This is a genomic window from Colwellia chukchiensis (genome assembly GCF_002104455.1).
Classification (GTDB): domain Bacteria; phylum Pseudomonadota; class Gammaproteobacteria; order Enterobacterales; family Alteromonadaceae; genus Cognaticolwellia; species Cognaticolwellia chukchiensis.
This window is the reverse complement of sequence record NZ_NBOC01000001.1, coordinates 761,568-778,742: the sequence shown is the minus strand read 5'-3', so window position 1 is coordinate 778,742 and position 17,175 is coordinate 761,568. Positions and strand designations below refer to the sequence as shown.

The window sequence follows — 17,175 nt, the reverse complement described above, 5'->3', positions numbered from 1 at the left end:
CATATTTTTGTGTGACATCATATTAAGCTGTTTTTTTGTTATGCACTTCCCGAAGAAAGGATAACTAGGTAAAATCAACATTAATGTGAGTGTCCACACAAATTGCATGATAACTAATTGTTAAAGAGCGTTAACTCAAAGAGTTAACTGAAACAAAAGCTCATTCGTTTTGCTTCGTTGCTACAGGCCGCTCTTTGCTTGACGCTAAGGGCTTCTGAAGCGAGATGCGCATTCTACGCAACTCAGTTTTAATGTCAACGCTTTTTTGAAACTTTTTAAACATTCTTTTCAGAACATTTAAAACCCTTACTTTAAAACGTTAAGTTAACTAAATCAGCCAAAACCGCGCTAGATAACCTATTAAAACCGCCTCTTCGACTTGTCCCGAAGAAGTGGAGCGCATTTTAGAGATTTATCGCCCCACGTCAACCGCTAAATGCAATTAAATTGCAAAAATGTGTTCGTTTGCTTTTTATTTATACAAGCCATACTTTTATGTTTGCTTTTGCAGCGATAAATTATAGCGTATTGATATCGCCTTGCTGTATTTTTATACTTTATTTTAATTCAGTGTATAGATGCGGTTTACTATTATTCTATAGCTTAATAATAACCTGCGACATTTACGATACATTCTCTTTGCTCAAACCTAAGATTCGACAATAAGCTTAATTATCTTTTGACTCTACCGAGTTTCCTTTTTGTTCAGTATGTGGTGTGCTTGAGCTTGTATTGCGTTGATGGAAGTCAGCATCGGTGTCGTCACCTACGACATGCTCTAATTTCAATTTTTTGACTGAGCGTATGGTAGTGATTGGTCCAGAGCAAGCATACAAACCAAAAACTATCAGTAATATATTTTCTGGACTAGAAGCTACAACCACAAACACCAAGACTATTAATAACAACACTACAAAGTTTACTTTGCCTTTCCAATCTACTTCTTTAAAACTATTGTATCTAAAGTTACTAACCATGAGTAACCCTGTAATAATAGTAATAAGGCCAATAATAAATCCATATTGTTCGCCTTTAATTTCATACTCAGTACCAACCCAAACCAGACTTGCAATAACCCCTGCCGCAGCTGGGCTTGCTAGCCCCTGAAAATAGCGTTTATCTGCAACGCCAACCTGAGTATTAAAGCGCGCCAAACGCAAGGCAGCACACGCAACAAAAATAAACGCCGCTAACCAACCAAACTTCCCAAAGCCTGAAAGTGCCCAATTATAGGCAACTAATCCGGGTGCTATACCAAAAGACACCATATCTGCCATGCTGTCATACTCGGCGCCAAAATCACTTTGTGTGTTGGTCATTCGCGCCACTCGACCATCTAAGCCATCAAATATCATTGCAATAAATATAGCCACTGCAGCACTAATAAAGTGCCCATTCATTGATGAGACAACTGCATAAAATCCTGAAAATAAACCAGCAGTGGTTAACACATTAGGTAACAAGTAAATACCGTGCTTTGGTGTCGTGCCATTGTCATTTTTCGACATAAATAAACCATCATAATAGCTAAACGTTAATCTTAACGGGCTAATTTAGCATAGATTTAAATATATGCTCTAGTGTTAGTCACAATGAATTATGAATAATTTAAGCAAAAATTTGTAAACTAACGGTTGTGTTGTTATAAAAAGGTTTAGGGGTTAAAACTTTAGTCACTTGCTGTAACTTTCAGCGTAACGGTTTTACTGATAATAAAAACAAAAGTATTAATTAAGGATAGCCACCTTTATGCACTTTAAAATATTAACGCTACTTTTTACGGTAAGCGTCTACTTTGATGTTACAGCCGCAGAGCGACTGACTATTTATCGGTGGGTAGATAAAGAAAATATTGTACATTTTAGTCAGCACCAACCTGCACATGATGACTACATCGAAATGAGTATGATCAATAACCAAAAATCAACGGCAACCATGGCTAAAAACCTTACGGGCCAAGGCTTACCAATCGATGATAGTGCGTTAACCAATAAAGCTAATACAGAGCAAATGCGTATTGCAAGTAACGACAAATGTGTTACCGCTAGAGAAAATATCAATACCTTAGAAAATTTTGACAACATTCAATATAAAGATGAACAAGGTAATATCAAAATTTTAACTGCGCTTGAAAAGCAACAACAGTTGGCTATGAATACTAAACAGGCCGAAGTTTATTGTCTTGACTCTGAACAATAAGCACCTCGGCCTAATTAAGTTTAACTTTCAAATTATTTTAACCCTGCGATTTAACCATCGCATGCGCTCGCTGTGAAAGTTAAGTGATCGTCATTAAAATCCACATCAATATGCGCACCAGCTGAGAATTCATTTGCCAGTAGCTTCTGCGCCAGTGGGTTTTCAATCTCTTGTTGGATCGAACGTTTAAGCGGCCGTGCACCAAAAATAGGGTCAAAGCCTGCGGCAGCAACAAACGATAATGCCTCTTCTGACAGCTTCATTGTGATATCCCGCTCTTCTAATCGCTTAATTAATGCTGATATTTGAATATCGGCAATACTTTTGATTTGCTCTGCAAGTAGTGGGTGGAACACCACAGTTTCATCAACCCGGTTTAAAAATTCCGGTTTAAAGTGTCGAGAAAGCTCCGCGATCACACTGGTTTTCATTGCTTGGTATTGGCTATTATCACCGTATTCCTGAATAATATCCGAGCCAATATTTGAGGTCATGATAATTACGGTATTTTTAAAGTCTACCGTACGACCTTGACCATCAGTTAAACGCCCATCGTCTAATACTTGCAATAATATATTAAACACATCAGGGTGCGCTTTTTCAATTTCATCAAGTAAAATTACCGAATACGGCTTACGTCTTACCGCCTCAGTTAAGTAGCCGCCTTCTTCGTAACCCACATAGCCTGGGGGAGCACCAACCAAACGCGCTACCGCATGTTTTTCCATAAACTCAGACATATCAACACGTACTAGTGCTTCTTCACTATCGAATAAAAAGTGTGCTAAGGCTTTGCTTAGTTCTGTTTTACCTACCCCGGTTGGGCCAAGAAACAAAAATGAACCTATGGGTTTATCTGGATCGGCTAAACCGGCTCGAGAGCGTCGAATAGCGTTCGAGACGGAAACTACGGCCTCTGACTGCCCTACAACGCGTTTATGTAAGTTATCTTCCATGTGTAATAACTTATCTGATTCTCCTTCAAGCATTTTAGAAACAGGTATTCCGGTTGCTCTACTTAGTACATCCGCAATTTCTACATCTGTCACTTTATTGCGCAGCAAGGTCATTTCTTGCATTTCAGCTTGGCTGGCCAGATCTAATTGCTTTTCTAAGTTTGGAATTCGACTGTATTGGAGTTCAGCCATGGTATTTAAGTCGCCGGCACGCCGCGCAGCCTCCAACTCAATGCGCGCTTGCTCTAGATCTGTTTTAATGGCTTGAGTACCATGAATTGCCGCTTTTTCAGTCTTCCAGACTTCCTCTAACTCATCATAACTTGCTTGACAGCTTTCAATTTCATCTGAGATCAGCTCTAAACGTTTTTTGGAAGCTGCGTCTGAATCTTTAGACAAGGCCCGTTGCTCTAGTTTCAATTGAATGAGGCGTCGTTCTATTCGATCTAAGTTTTCAGGTTTCGAGTCCATCTGCATACGAATACTCGATGCCGCCTCATCAATGAGGTCAATCGCTTTGTCCGGCAATTGCCGGTCACTGACATAACGATGTGATAACGCGGCAGCAGCAACTATTGCAGGATCGGTAATTTCAACATTATGGTGAAGTTCATAACGCTCTTTTAAACCTCGTAATATGGCAATGGTGTCGTCGACACTTGGCTCATCAACTAACACTTTTTGAAAGCGTCGCTCTAACGCCGCATCTTTCTCTATGTATTGTCGATATTCATCTAATGTTGTTGCACCAACACAGTGCAAGTCTCCTCGCGCTAATGCGGGTTTTAACATATTACCGGCATCCATCGCACCATCAGTTTTTCCTGCGCCAACCATGGTATGCAATTCATCAATAAATAGAATAACTTGCCCTTCTAGCTGGCTTAATTCATTCAATACGGCTTTCAGGCGCTCCTCAAATTCACCACGGTATTTAGCGCCGGCAACTAAAGCGCCAAGATCTAGCGATAAAACACGCTTATTGCGTATGCCTTCAGGCACTTCATGATCAACAATGCGTTGCGCTAGGCCTTCTACAATTGCGGTTTTGCCGACGCCAGGGTGTCCAATTAATACCGGGTTATTCTTAGTGCGTCTCTGCAATACTTGTATGGTGCGGCGGATCTCATCATCTCGACCAATAACGGGATCTAACTTACCTTGCTCTGCACGCTCTGTTAAATCTACTGTATATTTTTCTAGAGCCTGACGAGTTTCTTCAGCATTAGCATCGTCGACATTTTTACCACCACGAATATGGGCGATTGCGTCTTGAACTCTTTGCTCACTAGCACCTAACGCTTTTAAAATTTGTCCAAGTTTCCCTTTATCTTGTAACGCCGCCAGAATAAATATCTCAGACGATATATATTTATCCCCTTGTTGTTGGGCCAATTTGTCGCAGAGGTTTAAAATATTGGCTGACGCTGATGACAGTTGTACTTCACCACCCGTGCCCGAAACTTGCGCCAATTCGGCTATCGCCGCTTCGACCTGACTTCGCAGGGCGGCAAGGTTAATCCCTGCACTTTTTAGTAATGAATTAATACTGCTTGCATTTTGATTTAATAATGCAAGCATTAAATGTACGGGTTCTATAAACTGATGGTCTTTACCTAATGCAATAGATTGTGCATCAGATATTGCCACTTGAAAGGTTTGAGTGAATCGCTCTAAACGCATAAATATTCTCCTAATGCCATATTACTGGGCTTACTTTATCGTTACCTCTGATATAGAGACACAGTGTTGAATTTTCAAGCAAGGTAGGCGAATAATGCTGCTTAATTTCTGTTATGACTACGCGCAAATGCCAGTATCACGGTAATAAGACTTAAGCGTTTGCTTTTATACAAATAATGCTAGCCATGCGACCCGTTTGGCCGTCTCGGCGATAGGAATAATATTGAGTGGCATGCTGAAATGTACACTTCGGCATATTGACCACGTTGTGAATACCCAATGCCATCAATTGTAGCTTGGCTATTTGTTGTAAATCTGCCCCGTATTTTTTTTCATTCGCCGCCACACATGCTTCAAGACGCGGTGTAAATGCCACGGTCAATTGTTGAGCTAGGCGAGAAAACGCTTGCTTTACCTCTTCACCAACTTCGAAGGCTTGAGGACCAATACAAGGGCCAAGCCACGCATAAATATGCTCTGCTTTGCTCTGCATTTTTGCTACGGTATGCTGAATAATATTGCCAGCCAAAGGGCGCCAACCTGCATGAATTGCCGCAACCTCAGTGCCGTCACGGTTGGTCAGTAGGATAGGTAAACAGTCGGCTGTTAAAACAGCTAATGCAATACCTTGCTTACGAGTAACACTAGCGTCAGCAACAAGAGCCTTATTATGCTGTGCATCCACCTCAATAACATGGTTACCGTGTACTTGCTCTAGCCATTGAATTTTTGTCGACGCCGGCAGAAGTTTATGTAATAAAACTCTATTAGCGGCCACAGCATCAGGGTTGTCGCCAACATGATCGCCTAAGTTGAAGCTAGCAAACTTTTCCATACGCTCTGGTCTTTGTTTAGCGTTACAGAACGAATTTTTAAGGTCTAAAGTGGTATTGTTTTCAACGGGAAATAAGCGCGTGGTACTAAAAGCCAGCACCTTGGGTACTGGCCACTCAACCGATATAAGGTGATCAGTTTTAATAGTCACCCTCGACTAGATTAAGCTTAGTGTCGTCTCGTAACATATTGGTTAGCTTGACCATATCCTCGGGAATATCAGCATGCCAGGTCATTTGTACCCCAGTAATTGGGTGGTATAACGAAAGCATTACCGCATGCAACGCTTGGCGCTTAAATTGGCGTAACGTTTCCCGCAAGGCTTCTGAGGCATTTTTCGGCGGTCTCGGGCGGCCGCCATAAACAGGGTCACCAACTAACGGGTGGGTAATATGAGCCATATGCACACGAATTTGATGGGTACGGCCAGTTTCTAAGCGTAACCGTAATCGAGTATGTAGCCGAAACTTCTCCATAACACGATAATGTGTCACTGATGGCCGACCTGAAAAAGTGACCGCCATATGAGTACGCTTTGTTGCATGGCGACCAATAGGTTGGTCAACAACGCCACCCGCGGTCATAATACCATTAGCTATGGCTTCATACTCTCGCGTTATTTCACGAGCTTGCAATGATTCAACCAGGTTAGTTTGTGCAGCGATTGTTTTCGCTACCACCATTAAACCTGTCGTGTCTTTATCTAACCGGTGTACTATACCTGCTCGGGGCACAATATCTAACTGTGGGCAGTGGTGTAATAACGCATTGAGTACTGTGCCATCTGGGTTGCCAGCACCTGGGTGTACAACAAAACCCGCCGGCTTGTTGATCACTAAAATGTCGTCGTCTTCATAAACAATATTTAATGGCAAATCTTGCGCCTCAAAGCGAACTTCCGGCTCAATTTCTGTATTAATGACAATTTGCTCACCGCCAAACATTTTTTCTCGGGCTCTATCGACGACGTTACCGTCAACGCTAACATGCCCGGCTAAAATCCATTCTTTCAAGCGTGAACGCGAATAATCTGGGAACATTTCCGCCAAAGTTTGGTCGAAGCGTTTACCTAAACATGATTCGGGAACTGTATCCCGGTGTTGAATTTTTTCAGCCATTAAACTCTCTATTAATTAGCACTGTGCAAGGCATGCTTGCTAGGTTAGAATGCCAGTGCTTATTTTACCTCTTTGCTGGTGTAATTACATTAAGTAATTATGGCAAAGCAGATATTAATTTTTTTTAACTAAAACAAAGTAGTGATATTGAAGTCTATGGAAAACGTGACAATTAAAGTAATGTGCTTAGCACTGATGCTAGGATTAGCAGGCTGTTCAGGAACAAGCGAAAAAGATATTCAAAAAGTACCAGATCGGTCAGCACAAGCATTATTTGCCGACGCACGTGAATCATTAGACAATGGTTTATATCGAAAAGCGATTCAAATATTGTCGGCCATAGACTCGCGTTTCCCCTATGGGCCTATATCTCATCAAGTGCAATTAGATTTAATTTATGCTTATTATAAAAGTGGTGACGCAGCACAAGGCATAGCACTTACCGATAGATTTTTACGTTTAAACCCTGAACACGCCAACGCCGACTATGTATACTATATGCGTGCACTCATAAATATTGCGACCCAAGAAAACTTATTCCAAGACTTAGCTGGCATTGACCGCTCTGATCGTGACCCAACCGCAGCACGCGATGCATTTAATGACTTAAAAATAGTTATTGAAAAATATCCGAACAGTAAATATGCCGCAGATGCTCGTCAACGCATGATTGCAATAAAATCACGCTTGGCAAAATATGAATTAGCCGTAGCGCGCTATTATTTAACGCGTGAAGCTTATATTTCTGCGGCTAATCGCGGCAAGTATATTGTTGAGTATTTCTCTCCTAGCCCTGAAACTGAGGCTGCATTAGAAATAATGATCGCCTGCTATCAAGCCTTAGGCTTAGATGATTTGCGCGTTAACGCCAAACAAGTGCTTGCCGCGAATTACCCGAACAACCCCTTGATCACAAAGTAGTTAGCTAAAACTCAACTGCAAACTTGAGTAGCTACCTTGACGCCAGATATTGTCTCACTATCTGGCGTTTTGTTTTATTAGTCTGCAACGTTACACAACTAGATGACTAATTTAACATCAATTATCAAGCTATTATTAAACCTTATCTGATTTAAAAATTCACTATCCCCCAAATAACGCACAGCTTGCTAACCTAAGTTTAACTTTGCCGTTGCAACTATTGATCTTAACCATGAAATTTGCGTTATTTATCAGGATCAGCTTTACCTTAATTGTGGGGTATACCTACAATAAGGGTTGAGTAAAATGTTTAATTACAGGCGCTAAGGGTATCGCCCAGTTAATGCCCATAACACGATTTATTACTGTGCGTTTTGTCACACCTAGCTGTAAATATAAAACATTGATTGACTTCATTAGCGCTTATAGCTTCAACATAGTAAAGCCTCTTTTGACAAGAGATACAGATAGCACATTAAGTACTAGGTTTTTGATTTTAGTGCTTAAGGTTAATAAGGAATATATTATCCATGGTCGATGTAAGTCAGGTCATATTGTTTTCTGAAGATAGAGATGCCGATAAATTACTGATCAGCACACTCACTAAACACAATCAAAAACCTGCCGTGGTCGGCAATATTGAAGGCATTGTCGAGCATTTAAAAGAGAGTACGCCTAAAGTGATCCTTGTATCAACGGCACAGTTTCAAGATAGCCTATCGGTATTTTACAGCGCCTTAGACAAGGTTACAGACGATAAATTATGCGAACATTTTTTTGTCTCTTTGGTGTCTCGGTTTGATGAAGCCGAAGCCTACAATGCCTATCGCAATGGCATAATTGACGATTATTTAGTTGCACGACCTTTGTACGAAATACATCGCCCGATATTAATATGCGAGCAGCTATTAACTGAGCTGGGGTTTGCCAAAAAAGAAAAGCCCGGTTTGGAGTATATTTATCGCGCTGAAAAATACAGTGACGATGTCAGAGCATTACTCGCTAAAGGGCTTGAGCGCAAGGAGCAAATGAAAGATGAGTTAGAAAGCTCAGTGACTACAATTGAAAAAGCATTAGACAATGCTGCAGAGAAAATACAAAAGCACCAATCAGCATCATTAGACTTGGAAAAACTCAAGCAAACATTAGCTAAAATAAAGTCTGATGAAATTAGGCCTGAACTATTAAAGTTGCAATCAAAAGCACTAAACCTACTGCAAACAGTGGTGCAAGATAGCAAAGACATCTTCTCATCAACAATAACTGAAAGCACACCACCTACAGGTTTAGAAGCAAAAACTTATAATAAATTTCAAGAGCTACAGCTAAACTCACAAAATGTCGACATTCCAAAAGCGGCAAAAAAAGTAAAAGTACTCTTAGTTGAAGACGATCCGATTAGCATCCATCTAACCACGGAAATATTAACTTTATATAACATAGATTTAGACACTGCATTTACAGGTCGGCGTGCATTAGCTTGTCTAAAAACAAAACAATACGACTTGGTTTTTATCGATATCAATTTACCCGACACTAATGGTGCTTATATTTTGGATCAGATAAAGCAGGACACAAAAAATAAAACTACACATGCTGTTATGTTAACAGCCAATCGACAAAAGAAAACGGCGCTTGACTGTTTAAATCGTGGTGCTAAAAACTATATTGTTAAGCCGCTTCGGCAAGAGATATTCCTTGCTATATGCGAAAAGTTAAAAATTTCTGTTACTAAAAAGTCAAAATGATTTAAACAATTCCACTATCATGACGGGTGTTTTTTACTTTTTCGCTTGATTAAGTGCTGTATTGCTATCGTGCACCTATCATTGCCTTAAAAACGGTGGGCCTGTTTGACTTTGCTCTAAGGGTGCTAGTGAGCAGGCCAGCTATTAAAGGGCAAGATATTTTCAGCACCATTATTTTTAAGTGAATTAGGCACTAGTCTGCTAAAAAAACATACCGTACGGGTAGGCTTTATGAACCTTTATGCGCTTATATTAGTATTACTAGACGACTACTAGGTTACTAAATGGTGTTTGTTAGCTGCACGGCTACTCACAAGCCTGATCAGTTTTTAAATCGCTTCTTCGTCTTCTTCGCCAGTACGAATACGAATAACACGTTCAACGTCGGTAATAAAAATTTTACCGTCACCAATTTTACCCGTTTGTGCGGTTTCTAGTATGGTGTTGACACAACGTTCCACATGCTCTTTTTTAACCACAATCTCCAGCTTTACTTTCGGCAAAAAATCGACCATATATTCTGCACCTCGGTAAAGCTCAGTATGACCTTTTTGTCGGCCAAAGCCCTTTACTTCAGAGACTGTCATACCCGTCACCCCTATTTCTCCAAGGGCTTCACGGACATCATCCATTTTAAAAGGTTTTATTATCGCTTCTATTTTTTTCATTATTACAGCCTATTGCTTGATTTCTGCCTCAATATCATTTTGATATTATCATCTACTTAACCACCTAACTTCAAGCCATTGTACACAGTATTAGCTTTGTGCTGTAGCGTCAGGCTAATTCTAATCATAGCGAGAGTTTGCTACACTAAAACACCTCGCTGAAAACACAGCCAGAACAAGTAACCGAAATAACCACTAGCGACTCAAAGGACAATCGATGGATGCGCAATTAATAATTGATGAAATGAAAGTATTACCGGAAATAGATGCAGAATTTGAAATTAAGCGTCGGGTCAATTTTATCAAGAAAACGCTAAAAAACTCAGGGCTTAACTGCTTAGTTTTAGGTATTAGCGGCGGTGTTGACTCAACACTGTGTGGGCGCTTAGCCCAACTTGCCATAGATGAGCTAAATGCCGAGTCAAAAGCTACAGCGCAGCAATATCAATTTATTGCTGTTAGGCTTCCTTATGATGTGCAAGCTGATGAGGCGGATGCACAATTGGCGCTTGAATTTATCAAACCTAGTCAGAGTATTAGCACCAATATTTATCGTGCTGTACAAGGGATACATAATGAAACCATCAACGCATTACAAAACGCTGAACTTTTATCTGCTACCGCAGCTCAAGTAGACTTCTCTAAAGGAAATGTTAAAGCCCGTAGTCGAATGACCCTACAGTACCATATTGCTGGTATAGTGGGCGGTTTAGTCTTAGGCACAGATCATTCGGCTGAAAACGTAACCGGATTTTTTACTAAATGGGGAGATGGTGCTTGTGACTTAGCACCATTATTTGGTTTATCAAAACGCCAAGTGCAACTACTGACTCGTACATTAGGTGCGCCTTTGCAACTAATAGAAAAAGCCCCCACCGCTGATTTAGAAGAATTAGCACCGAGTAAAAAAGATGAAGAGGCGTTAGGTTTAAGTTACCAGCAACTAGATGATTTTTTAGAGGGACGAAATACCGATAAATCTGTGGAAGATAAAATAATCGCTATCTATTTGAAAACCCAACATAAGCGCCGGCCTGTGCCAACCATATATGAAAATTAGCCGCTAATATTTGGAAAGTTTGCTAATTATTGACTATACCTAGCATTACATTGGATGTCTCTTCAACTAAGGAATGGTTGCTATGGCAAAGTATGCTGGTTTTACAATTATTGAAGTACTAGTGGCGTTAGCAATACTGTTAAGTTTGCTCGCTATTGGTATTCCTAGTCTTAACAGCTTTTTAGTCAATATTCGTGTCGACAATGAAATCTATAGTCTACACCGACTCATTTTAACGGCGCGTAATAGCGCCTTAACAAAAAATACCCGCGTTACATTATGCCCTTTAAATAGCCAGGGGGAGTGTAAAAACCTATGGCATAACGAGCTAAGTGTTTTTACCGACAGTAATAATAATAAAAAATATGAACCGGCATTAAACGAACAATTAGTTGCTCAAAAAGCCGCGATAAAAGTTGGTGATAAATTACAATACGGCAAAACGCGTATTGGCCTAACTTATGCGGCAACAGGTCACTTGTCTGGCTGGGGGCAAAATGCGACGTTTTCTTATTGCCCTGCTGATCATAGCAGTAAAAGCCGTGGCATTATTGTTCATACTTCTGGCCGCGCCTATGTCAGCGAAAACCATAAAAATAAAGGCGATCGTAAGCGTACAGGCGCTAAAATAAAATGCTATTAGCCGCATACAGTAACAACGGGTAATGCGTGGTTGTATATCAAGGCAAGGGCAAAACGTAAAGGTCAAAATTTTACTGTTTTATTGCTCTGACAACTGACAACTGACAACTGACAAAAACATCGTACAAAGCTGTTTTTTAAAGGGCAATAAAATCAATAAGATTGCCCCCTTGAGCGCAGAAATTTTTACAACAAACTAAAAAGTTGCATATTAATTTTAAGTTGATAGATACCTACGCAGAACAGCCGTTAAGTTTATCACACTCTCAAGAGCTTGCATTAGCTATAAAAGGTGAGCTAACGAGTGGTACTCAAGGCGGCAACGCAATTTTACTGGCTGATTTAAAACAACAATGATATAACTGAAGCATCAATTTTTAACATTCGCAGCAGTTATGTTTAAATTATCCTTACAAAAGCAACAGCTTAACCCTATTGTTAAGGGCTTTACCATTACCGAATTACTTATTGGTATTGCCATTGTCGGCTTACTAGTCGCAATTGCTAGTCCGAGCTTGAATCAATTTATCGTTCAGTCCCGAGTTGACAACGAAGTAAGCGAAATACATAGGCTATTGTTAGCGGCAAGAAATAGCGCTATTAATAGCGGGAAAAATGTTACCGTTTGTCCATTAAAGGGCACAACTTGCAGTACTGATTGGCAACAAGAGTTGAGTGTATTTACAAATAATGCCAGTACCCTCGCCAACAATAAAGCCTTTGATAGTGCCAATGAAGAGTTGATAAAAGTAAAAAGCAAAATCTCCGAAAATGATACCTTAAAGTTTAGTCAAAACATCATCATTTTTTCTCCCACTGGACGTTTGGTATCTGGTGGAAACGGTAAGTTTAGTTATTGCCCCAAAGGCTATAGTGACTTATCACGCGGCGTCGAGATTTCTCTTTCGGGTCGTGTGTACGCCACGTCTGACAGCAATAACGACGGCAAAGACAATAACAGGAGTGGCACGGTCGTATCATGTTAAAAGGCAGAGTTGCTGGCTAAATGCAGAGCGCATTTAACTATATTTAACTATTTGATGCCAGCAACTTATTTACGTTTTAGCGTGGGTATTTTGCAAATAAATTTCTCGCCTTCGCAGAGCTAAACGCTTCCGTTAGCTTAGCGCACTCAAAGACACGGTATACTTGCTGCTTTTGTTTGCTATAAACTGTCGCTATTTTTCGATTAGACAAGCTAACATCAAGCTTATTAAGTTTATTTTCAGGTACAGAGGCAAAATAAATACTTTCTAAACCACCGTACAACTCAACATGGCATTTGACATCAATTTTTTTGCTTTGCTTACTCTTATCAGCAGCACTAGCCATCGAACTAACAACGACACAGAGCGTGAAAAGCAACATTTTGACATTCATACTATTACTCCTGTTTATTTTTCCCAACATAGTGTTGCCGGCAACTTTTTCCCAGTTTCGCTGACTGATAAGGTTGGGCAACTACTATCATTTGACTTTTGTGGTTCAAGTGCTGTGGCTGTTAAAACAAAGCCGCCATTTTCAAGCTTCACGGCAATACTGTAATAACCTTTTTCTGTGATAAAAGGGTTTTTATTTAAGCCCAATTTTGTCAGGTCATTAGCATATGAGCGAGTATCAACATAATACTGCTCTTGCAAATTGGCAATTCTGAGTAACTCGCGTTGTGCTTCAGTGCGATTTGAGCGTGCGACAAAATCTGTATAGGCCGGAAGTGCCACCGATGCTAATATTGCAACTATAGCAACCGTTATTAGCAGCTCTACTAAAGTAAAGCCGCTAAATTTATTCGCCTTGACCATTACTGCTCCTCGTCAATATATAAATAAGTGCGCATGGTTTGCAGCGTAAATGGTGCATTAACCACTTCCCTGCCAACAATAATATTACCAATAGTGTCACCGTTAGCGTCGGGCACAACGATTAATGTTGGAGCACCTAAAAACTGCTCATTGATATCTGTGCGTCTGGTGGCATCATCGGGTGGGCCATCACCATTACCATTACCATTACCATTGTTTTTCTTCCAATTGTACACCGCTGTACCTAACGTTAAATCAACAGCATACAATGAGCCTAAGCCGTTAGGTTGGACACAATTAGCAGCGTTAGGGGCTAAGTTAGGTGGTATAAAAGTGGTGAAAAATGCAACGCCATTTATGACTATTGCTTCCGCTGTGCTTTTTTCACCTGCACCATTAAGGTCAATATACCAACCAGACTTTTTACTCACCGCTAATGCTAAAGTTTCACGCTGTTGTTTACTTAACGTTTGTCCAAACGGGTTATTGGTGTAGTCATACAGGTCTGATTTTACTAGTGCTGTTGGCATTAACGGTGCAGTATTACTATAAAACGACTGGGTTTTGATAAGCTCATCTTTGATCATAAAAAAGCTATCATTGGTATCAATACCTATGGGGTTAGAGCGATCACCACTGCCTAACAAAACGGCATCATATGGCTTTTCTTGTTGGCTAACCACAGTTGTTGTTTTACCATTTTTATCCGTGACTTTAGTTTCAATTGTTTCAGTAATAAAGGTTCGAACAATAGACGGTTCATTAAAAAAGCGTAAATCTGTACTATTAGTTGTCCCGCCTAGGTTAGCAAGTTTAAAAACAGTCCATGGGTCATTAGCATCGCCAGGATCTTTATCGGGCATGTCAACTCGCCAAACATTACCGCCAGTGTCACCTACATACAATCTGTCAGTTAGTCCGTCCCCGTCACTATCAAGTAAGCCAATACTTGATGGGATACTATCAGTTCCGCTAAAGCTTGTACTCGCATTTGCTGGTGCTAAGCTCCACTTTAATACGCCGGTAGCTGCGTCGACCATGTAAATAGCACGACCTTTGCTATCTGCTGTTCCGGGCCCTAAAGCGTCTTTATTAGCATCATAGCCCCCACCAAAAAATAGCACGGGTGCAGCAACTGCCGTTGCGCCCGCGCCACTCACATTGGCTTTGGAATAGCCAACTTTAGGTTGAGACCATGACTGGCCAAGCTCGCTAAAGCCAGTGGTCGATGAGTCTATATGCCATAGTTTACTTGGGGTACTCGGATCACTAATATCTAATGCATAATATGAGCTTCCGCCGCGTCGTAAACCAAAAAATATCCATACTTTATCGGTGCCATTGATAATACCATCACCATTTTTATCCTGAATGTGTGACGTAATACTGCCATCGACACCATAGATTTTATCCGCGGTTGAGTAATTATCTCTTAAAGGTTTTATATTTTTGAAGAACTCTTTAGGCATAAAAGCCCAGTTCTCATCAACAGTGTCACCTTTATCTTCAAACATATGCAAGACACCAGCATTGGTGCCGATGACTATACGAATACTGGTACCATAATTAATCACTAACGGCTTAGAGTGTAACGGATCCCCAAACACATCTGGTCGAATAGTCGGGACGCTGTCATCTTCTATTTTAACCTTGTCAACATTTTTACCGATCGCCCAATCTAAATGATCGTCAACATCATCAACATGAACACCTAACTCGGCCGCAAGTTCATCACTACCTCCAAACGAGGTTTCTGCTTGTGATTTTGTTAATAGTGCTAAAGCATCACCCGTGCCTATATCACTATAAATGACACGGTTATTTTTCTTACGCAGCATTTCAGCAACACCACCTTTGGCCACTGAGTCACCATCTTTAGCATTATCTGTAGACCAAAAGCTGGTAACATCTTCAGAAAAGTGGCCGTTAGCTTGATTAAGTGCGGGCTTACCGTGCTTGCCTACTTGAACACTATTCTCTACTTTGTATTTTTTAAGGTTCCCTTGCCAACGCGGGCCATTGTCTGGCTGAAACATGGCGTAATACACAGAGTTTAAAGTTTCGGTTCGGTCAAAGTTATTAGCAGCAACAGACGCCGAGGTTAAACTGTCATTACTTGGTTCTAAATTAGCTAAGGCATTCAGTAAGGCTGCGGTCAGTTGTACACTGTCTTTAGCACGGTAATATTTACCACCGCCGAGTTTAGCGGTTTGTTTTAATAACGGCGCTGCATCATCAGCGCCTTCACTAAAACCTATGGTATAGGTTTCTACGGTTTGTTTGCCTTCGAGGCTGGTATTGATATCATTTTCATACATCCACTCTGCAACCGCCGCTAAGTAATTTCCCGCAAATTTTGTGCCACTAAAATTCACTGTTTTGCCATCTTCAACGGTGGAAAGCGCTGCAATCTTACTATCGGCACCATTATCGTATGTTGGCTCACCATCTGTGATTAAAATAACAAACGCTTTATTACTACAAGCGCTAAAAGGACTGATATACTTACCATTGCTTTCAATACTCGTATCTCGAGGCGGAGTATTTTTCGTATACCAATTGCTCTGACTTTCATCATCATCACCAAAATCTATACTTTTACCCGAAAAGTACTGCTGTGCTTCATAAAGTGTTTCACATAATGGCGTCCACGTTTCCGCATCAAGATCATTATTTACTATATCTAACAGCGCGGTTTCATTGGCATCTGTCATACTTTTAATGCCAAACACAACTCGACCGCCATTTGGATCTGACGCGGCATCACCATCATTAAAATTAAACACCTGCAAACCAAAATCAATAGATGGTGCAGATTTAACCACTTTAGTAATACTGTCTTGGGCAACTTGCAAACGGCTTTTTAATGTTTGAGCAACCGACTCACCATGGTGCCAGCGCAAATAATTATCTGTATATAAGGTAACAAGCTGTCCTGACCAATCTACATTAGAGCTTAAATGCACTGGAGTATGATAGATGGGCACCTTTTTAGTGCCTAAATAATTGACTGGAAAGCCTGGTAATAAAGACGGAACATTGGTGGGATCTTTTAAAAGCACATCATCTTCACAGTCAATAACTTCAATATTAGCACCATTATTATCCGGTATTTCATTCCAGCTACCTGAGTTTCCTTTAATGCTATATTCTCGAATATGCCCGGTATAAAACCCGGTTTCATTTAATATTTTTCGCGCGGTTTCACAGCTATTGATTGCGTCTAAAAAGCGACGCGATTCATTATTTTTATCAGGTACCGGTAAGCCTACACCGTCGATACCGCCTTTAGTAAAGTAAATAAATCGCTCATTTAAAGAGTTATCATTTCCTAGCGCGGGGTAGGTCTTGGTAGGGTCATAATCTTCATTAACTGAAAGCTGAGTACTCATACTGCCGGAGTTATCAAATATAATCAGTACTTGGGTTTTATTACCAGCGCGCTTTACGGCCTCACTGATATACAATTCAATATCTTCACTAAAAGAAGATAGTGATACGATGAGTAAAAGCGTTAACACTATATATTTTTTCATTGTTTACT

General features: G+C 40.5%; 14 protein-coding genes. 6 read left to right on the top strand and 8 right to left on the bottom strand.

Features of this window, described 5'->3' with window-relative positions; translation table 11 throughout:
• Positions 1 to 668: 668 nt before the first annotated feature.
• The gene (gene pssA, locus B6K83_RS03495; protein ID WP_085283243.1) at positions 669 to 1,508 is read right to left on the bottom strand and encodes a CDP-diacylglycerol--serine O-phosphatidyltransferase; all 840 of its coding nucleotides are present in this window, start codon (positions 1,506 to 1,508) and stop codon (positions 669 to 671) included.
• A gap of 241 nt (positions 1,509 to 1,749) precedes the next feature.
• Here pssA and B6K83_RS03490 point away from each other — a divergent pair, with 241 nt between their 5' ends.
• A complete protein-coding gene (locus tag B6K83_RS03490; protein ID WP_085283241.1) occupies positions 1,750 to 2,199 on the top strand; it encodes a hypothetical protein in 450 nt (149 codons plus the stop codon).
• A 50-nt stretch (positions 2,200 to 2,249) separates the two neighbouring features.
• Here B6K83_RS03490 and clpB read toward each other — a convergent pair whose 3' ends face one another.
• The 3 genes from clpB to rluD form a co-directional block, all read right to left on the bottom strand.
• Positions 2,250 to 4,838, bottom strand: a complete 2,589-nt coding sequence (gene clpB / locus B6K83_RS03485) for an ATP-dependent chaperone ClpB (RefSeq protein ID WP_085283239.1) — start codon at positions 4,836 to 4,838, stop codon at positions 2,250 to 2,252.
• Between the two features lie 151 nt (positions 4,839 to 4,989).
• Entirely contained in the window at positions 4,990 to 5,823 is an 834-nt protein-coding gene (gene pgeF, locus B6K83_RS03480; RefSeq protein WP_198951651.1) for a peptidoglycan editing factor PgeF, read from the bottom strand.
• Complete coding sequence (gene rluD / locus B6K83_RS03475; RefSeq protein ID WP_085283237.1) at positions 5,813 to 6,790, bottom strand: 23S rRNA pseudouridine(1911/1915/1917) synthase RluD; 978 nt, start codon at positions 6,788 to 6,790, stop codon at positions 5,813 to 5,815. Before rluD ends, pgeF begins: the two co-directional genes overlap by 11 nt.
• A gap of 156 nt (positions 6,791 to 6,946) precedes the next feature.
• Here rluD and B6K83_RS03470 point away from each other — a divergent pair, with 156 nt between their 5' ends.
• Positions 6,947 to 7,711: an outer membrane protein assembly factor BamD gene (locus B6K83_RS03470; RefSeq protein ID WP_085283235.1), complete on the top strand. Its 765-nt coding sequence runs from the start codon at positions 6,947 to 6,949 to the stop codon at positions 7,709 to 7,711.
• A 530-nt stretch (positions 7,712 to 8,241) separates the two neighbouring features.
• A complete protein-coding gene (locus tag B6K83_RS03465) occupies positions 8,242 to 9,459 on the top strand; it encodes a response regulator (RefSeq protein ID WP_085283233.1) in 1,218 nt (405 codons plus the stop codon).
• A 329-nt stretch (positions 9,460 to 9,788) separates the two neighbouring features.
• Here B6K83_RS03465 and glnB read toward each other — a convergent pair whose 3' ends face one another.
• Positions 9,789 to 10,127 (bottom strand): nitrogen regulatory protein P-II, encoded by a 339-nt coding sequence (gene glnB / locus B6K83_RS03460; RefSeq protein ID WP_085283231.1) that lies wholly within the window; start codon positions 10,125 to 10,127, stop codon positions 9,789 to 9,791.
• 217 nt (positions 10,128 to 10,344) lie between these two features.
• On the opposite strand from glnB, the gene nadE reads away from it, so the two are divergent.
• The 3 genes from nadE to B6K83_RS03445 all read left to right on the top strand — a co-directional run bounded on the left by nadE (position 10,345) and on the right by B6K83_RS03445 (position 12,815).
• On the top strand, positions 10,345 to 11,187 hold the full coding sequence (nadE, locus tag B6K83_RS03455; protein ID WP_085283229.1) for an ammonia-dependent NAD(+) synthetase: 843 nt from the start codon (positions 10,345 to 10,347) through the stop codon (positions 11,185 to 11,187).
• Positions 11,188 to 11,269: 82 nt separating this feature from the next.
• Positions 11,270 to 11,830 carry a GspH/FimT family pseudopilin gene (locus tag B6K83_RS03450; protein ID WP_158088313.1) on the top strand — a complete coding sequence of 187 codons (561 nt, stop codon included), beginning with the start codon at positions 11,270 to 11,272 and terminating at the stop codon, positions 11,828 to 11,830.
• A gap of 394 nt (positions 11,831 to 12,224) precedes the next feature.
• Entirely contained in the window at positions 12,225 to 12,815 is a 591-nt protein-coding gene (locus B6K83_RS03445; RefSeq protein WP_085283225.1) for a GspH/FimT family pseudopilin, read from the top strand.
• Positions 12,816 to 12,891: 76 nt separating this feature from the next.
• On the opposite strand, the gene B6K83_RS03440 is transcribed toward B6K83_RS03445, so the two are convergent.
• Genes B6K83_RS03440 through B6K83_RS03430 form a run of 3 tightly spaced genes read right to left on the bottom strand, consistent with a single transcriptional unit; the run spans position 12,892 to position 17,167 of the window.
• Positions 12,892 to 13,209, bottom strand: a complete 318-nt coding sequence (locus B6K83_RS03440) for a TapY2 family type IVa secretion system protein (RefSeq protein WP_085283223.1) — start codon at positions 13,207 to 13,209, stop codon at positions 12,892 to 12,894.
• A 14-nt stretch (positions 13,210 to 13,223) separates the two neighbouring features.
• Complete coding sequence (locus B6K83_RS03435) at positions 13,224 to 13,631, bottom strand: type IV pilin protein (protein ID WP_085283221.1); 408 nt, start codon at positions 13,629 to 13,631, stop codon at positions 13,224 to 13,226.
• Entirely contained in the window at positions 13,631 to 17,167 is a 3,537-nt protein-coding gene (locus tag B6K83_RS03430) for a pilus assembly protein (protein ID WP_085283219.1), read from the bottom strand. Before B6K83_RS03430 ends, B6K83_RS03435 begins: the two co-directional genes overlap by 1 nt.
• Between the last annotated feature and the right edge of the window lie 8 nt (positions 17,168 to 17,175).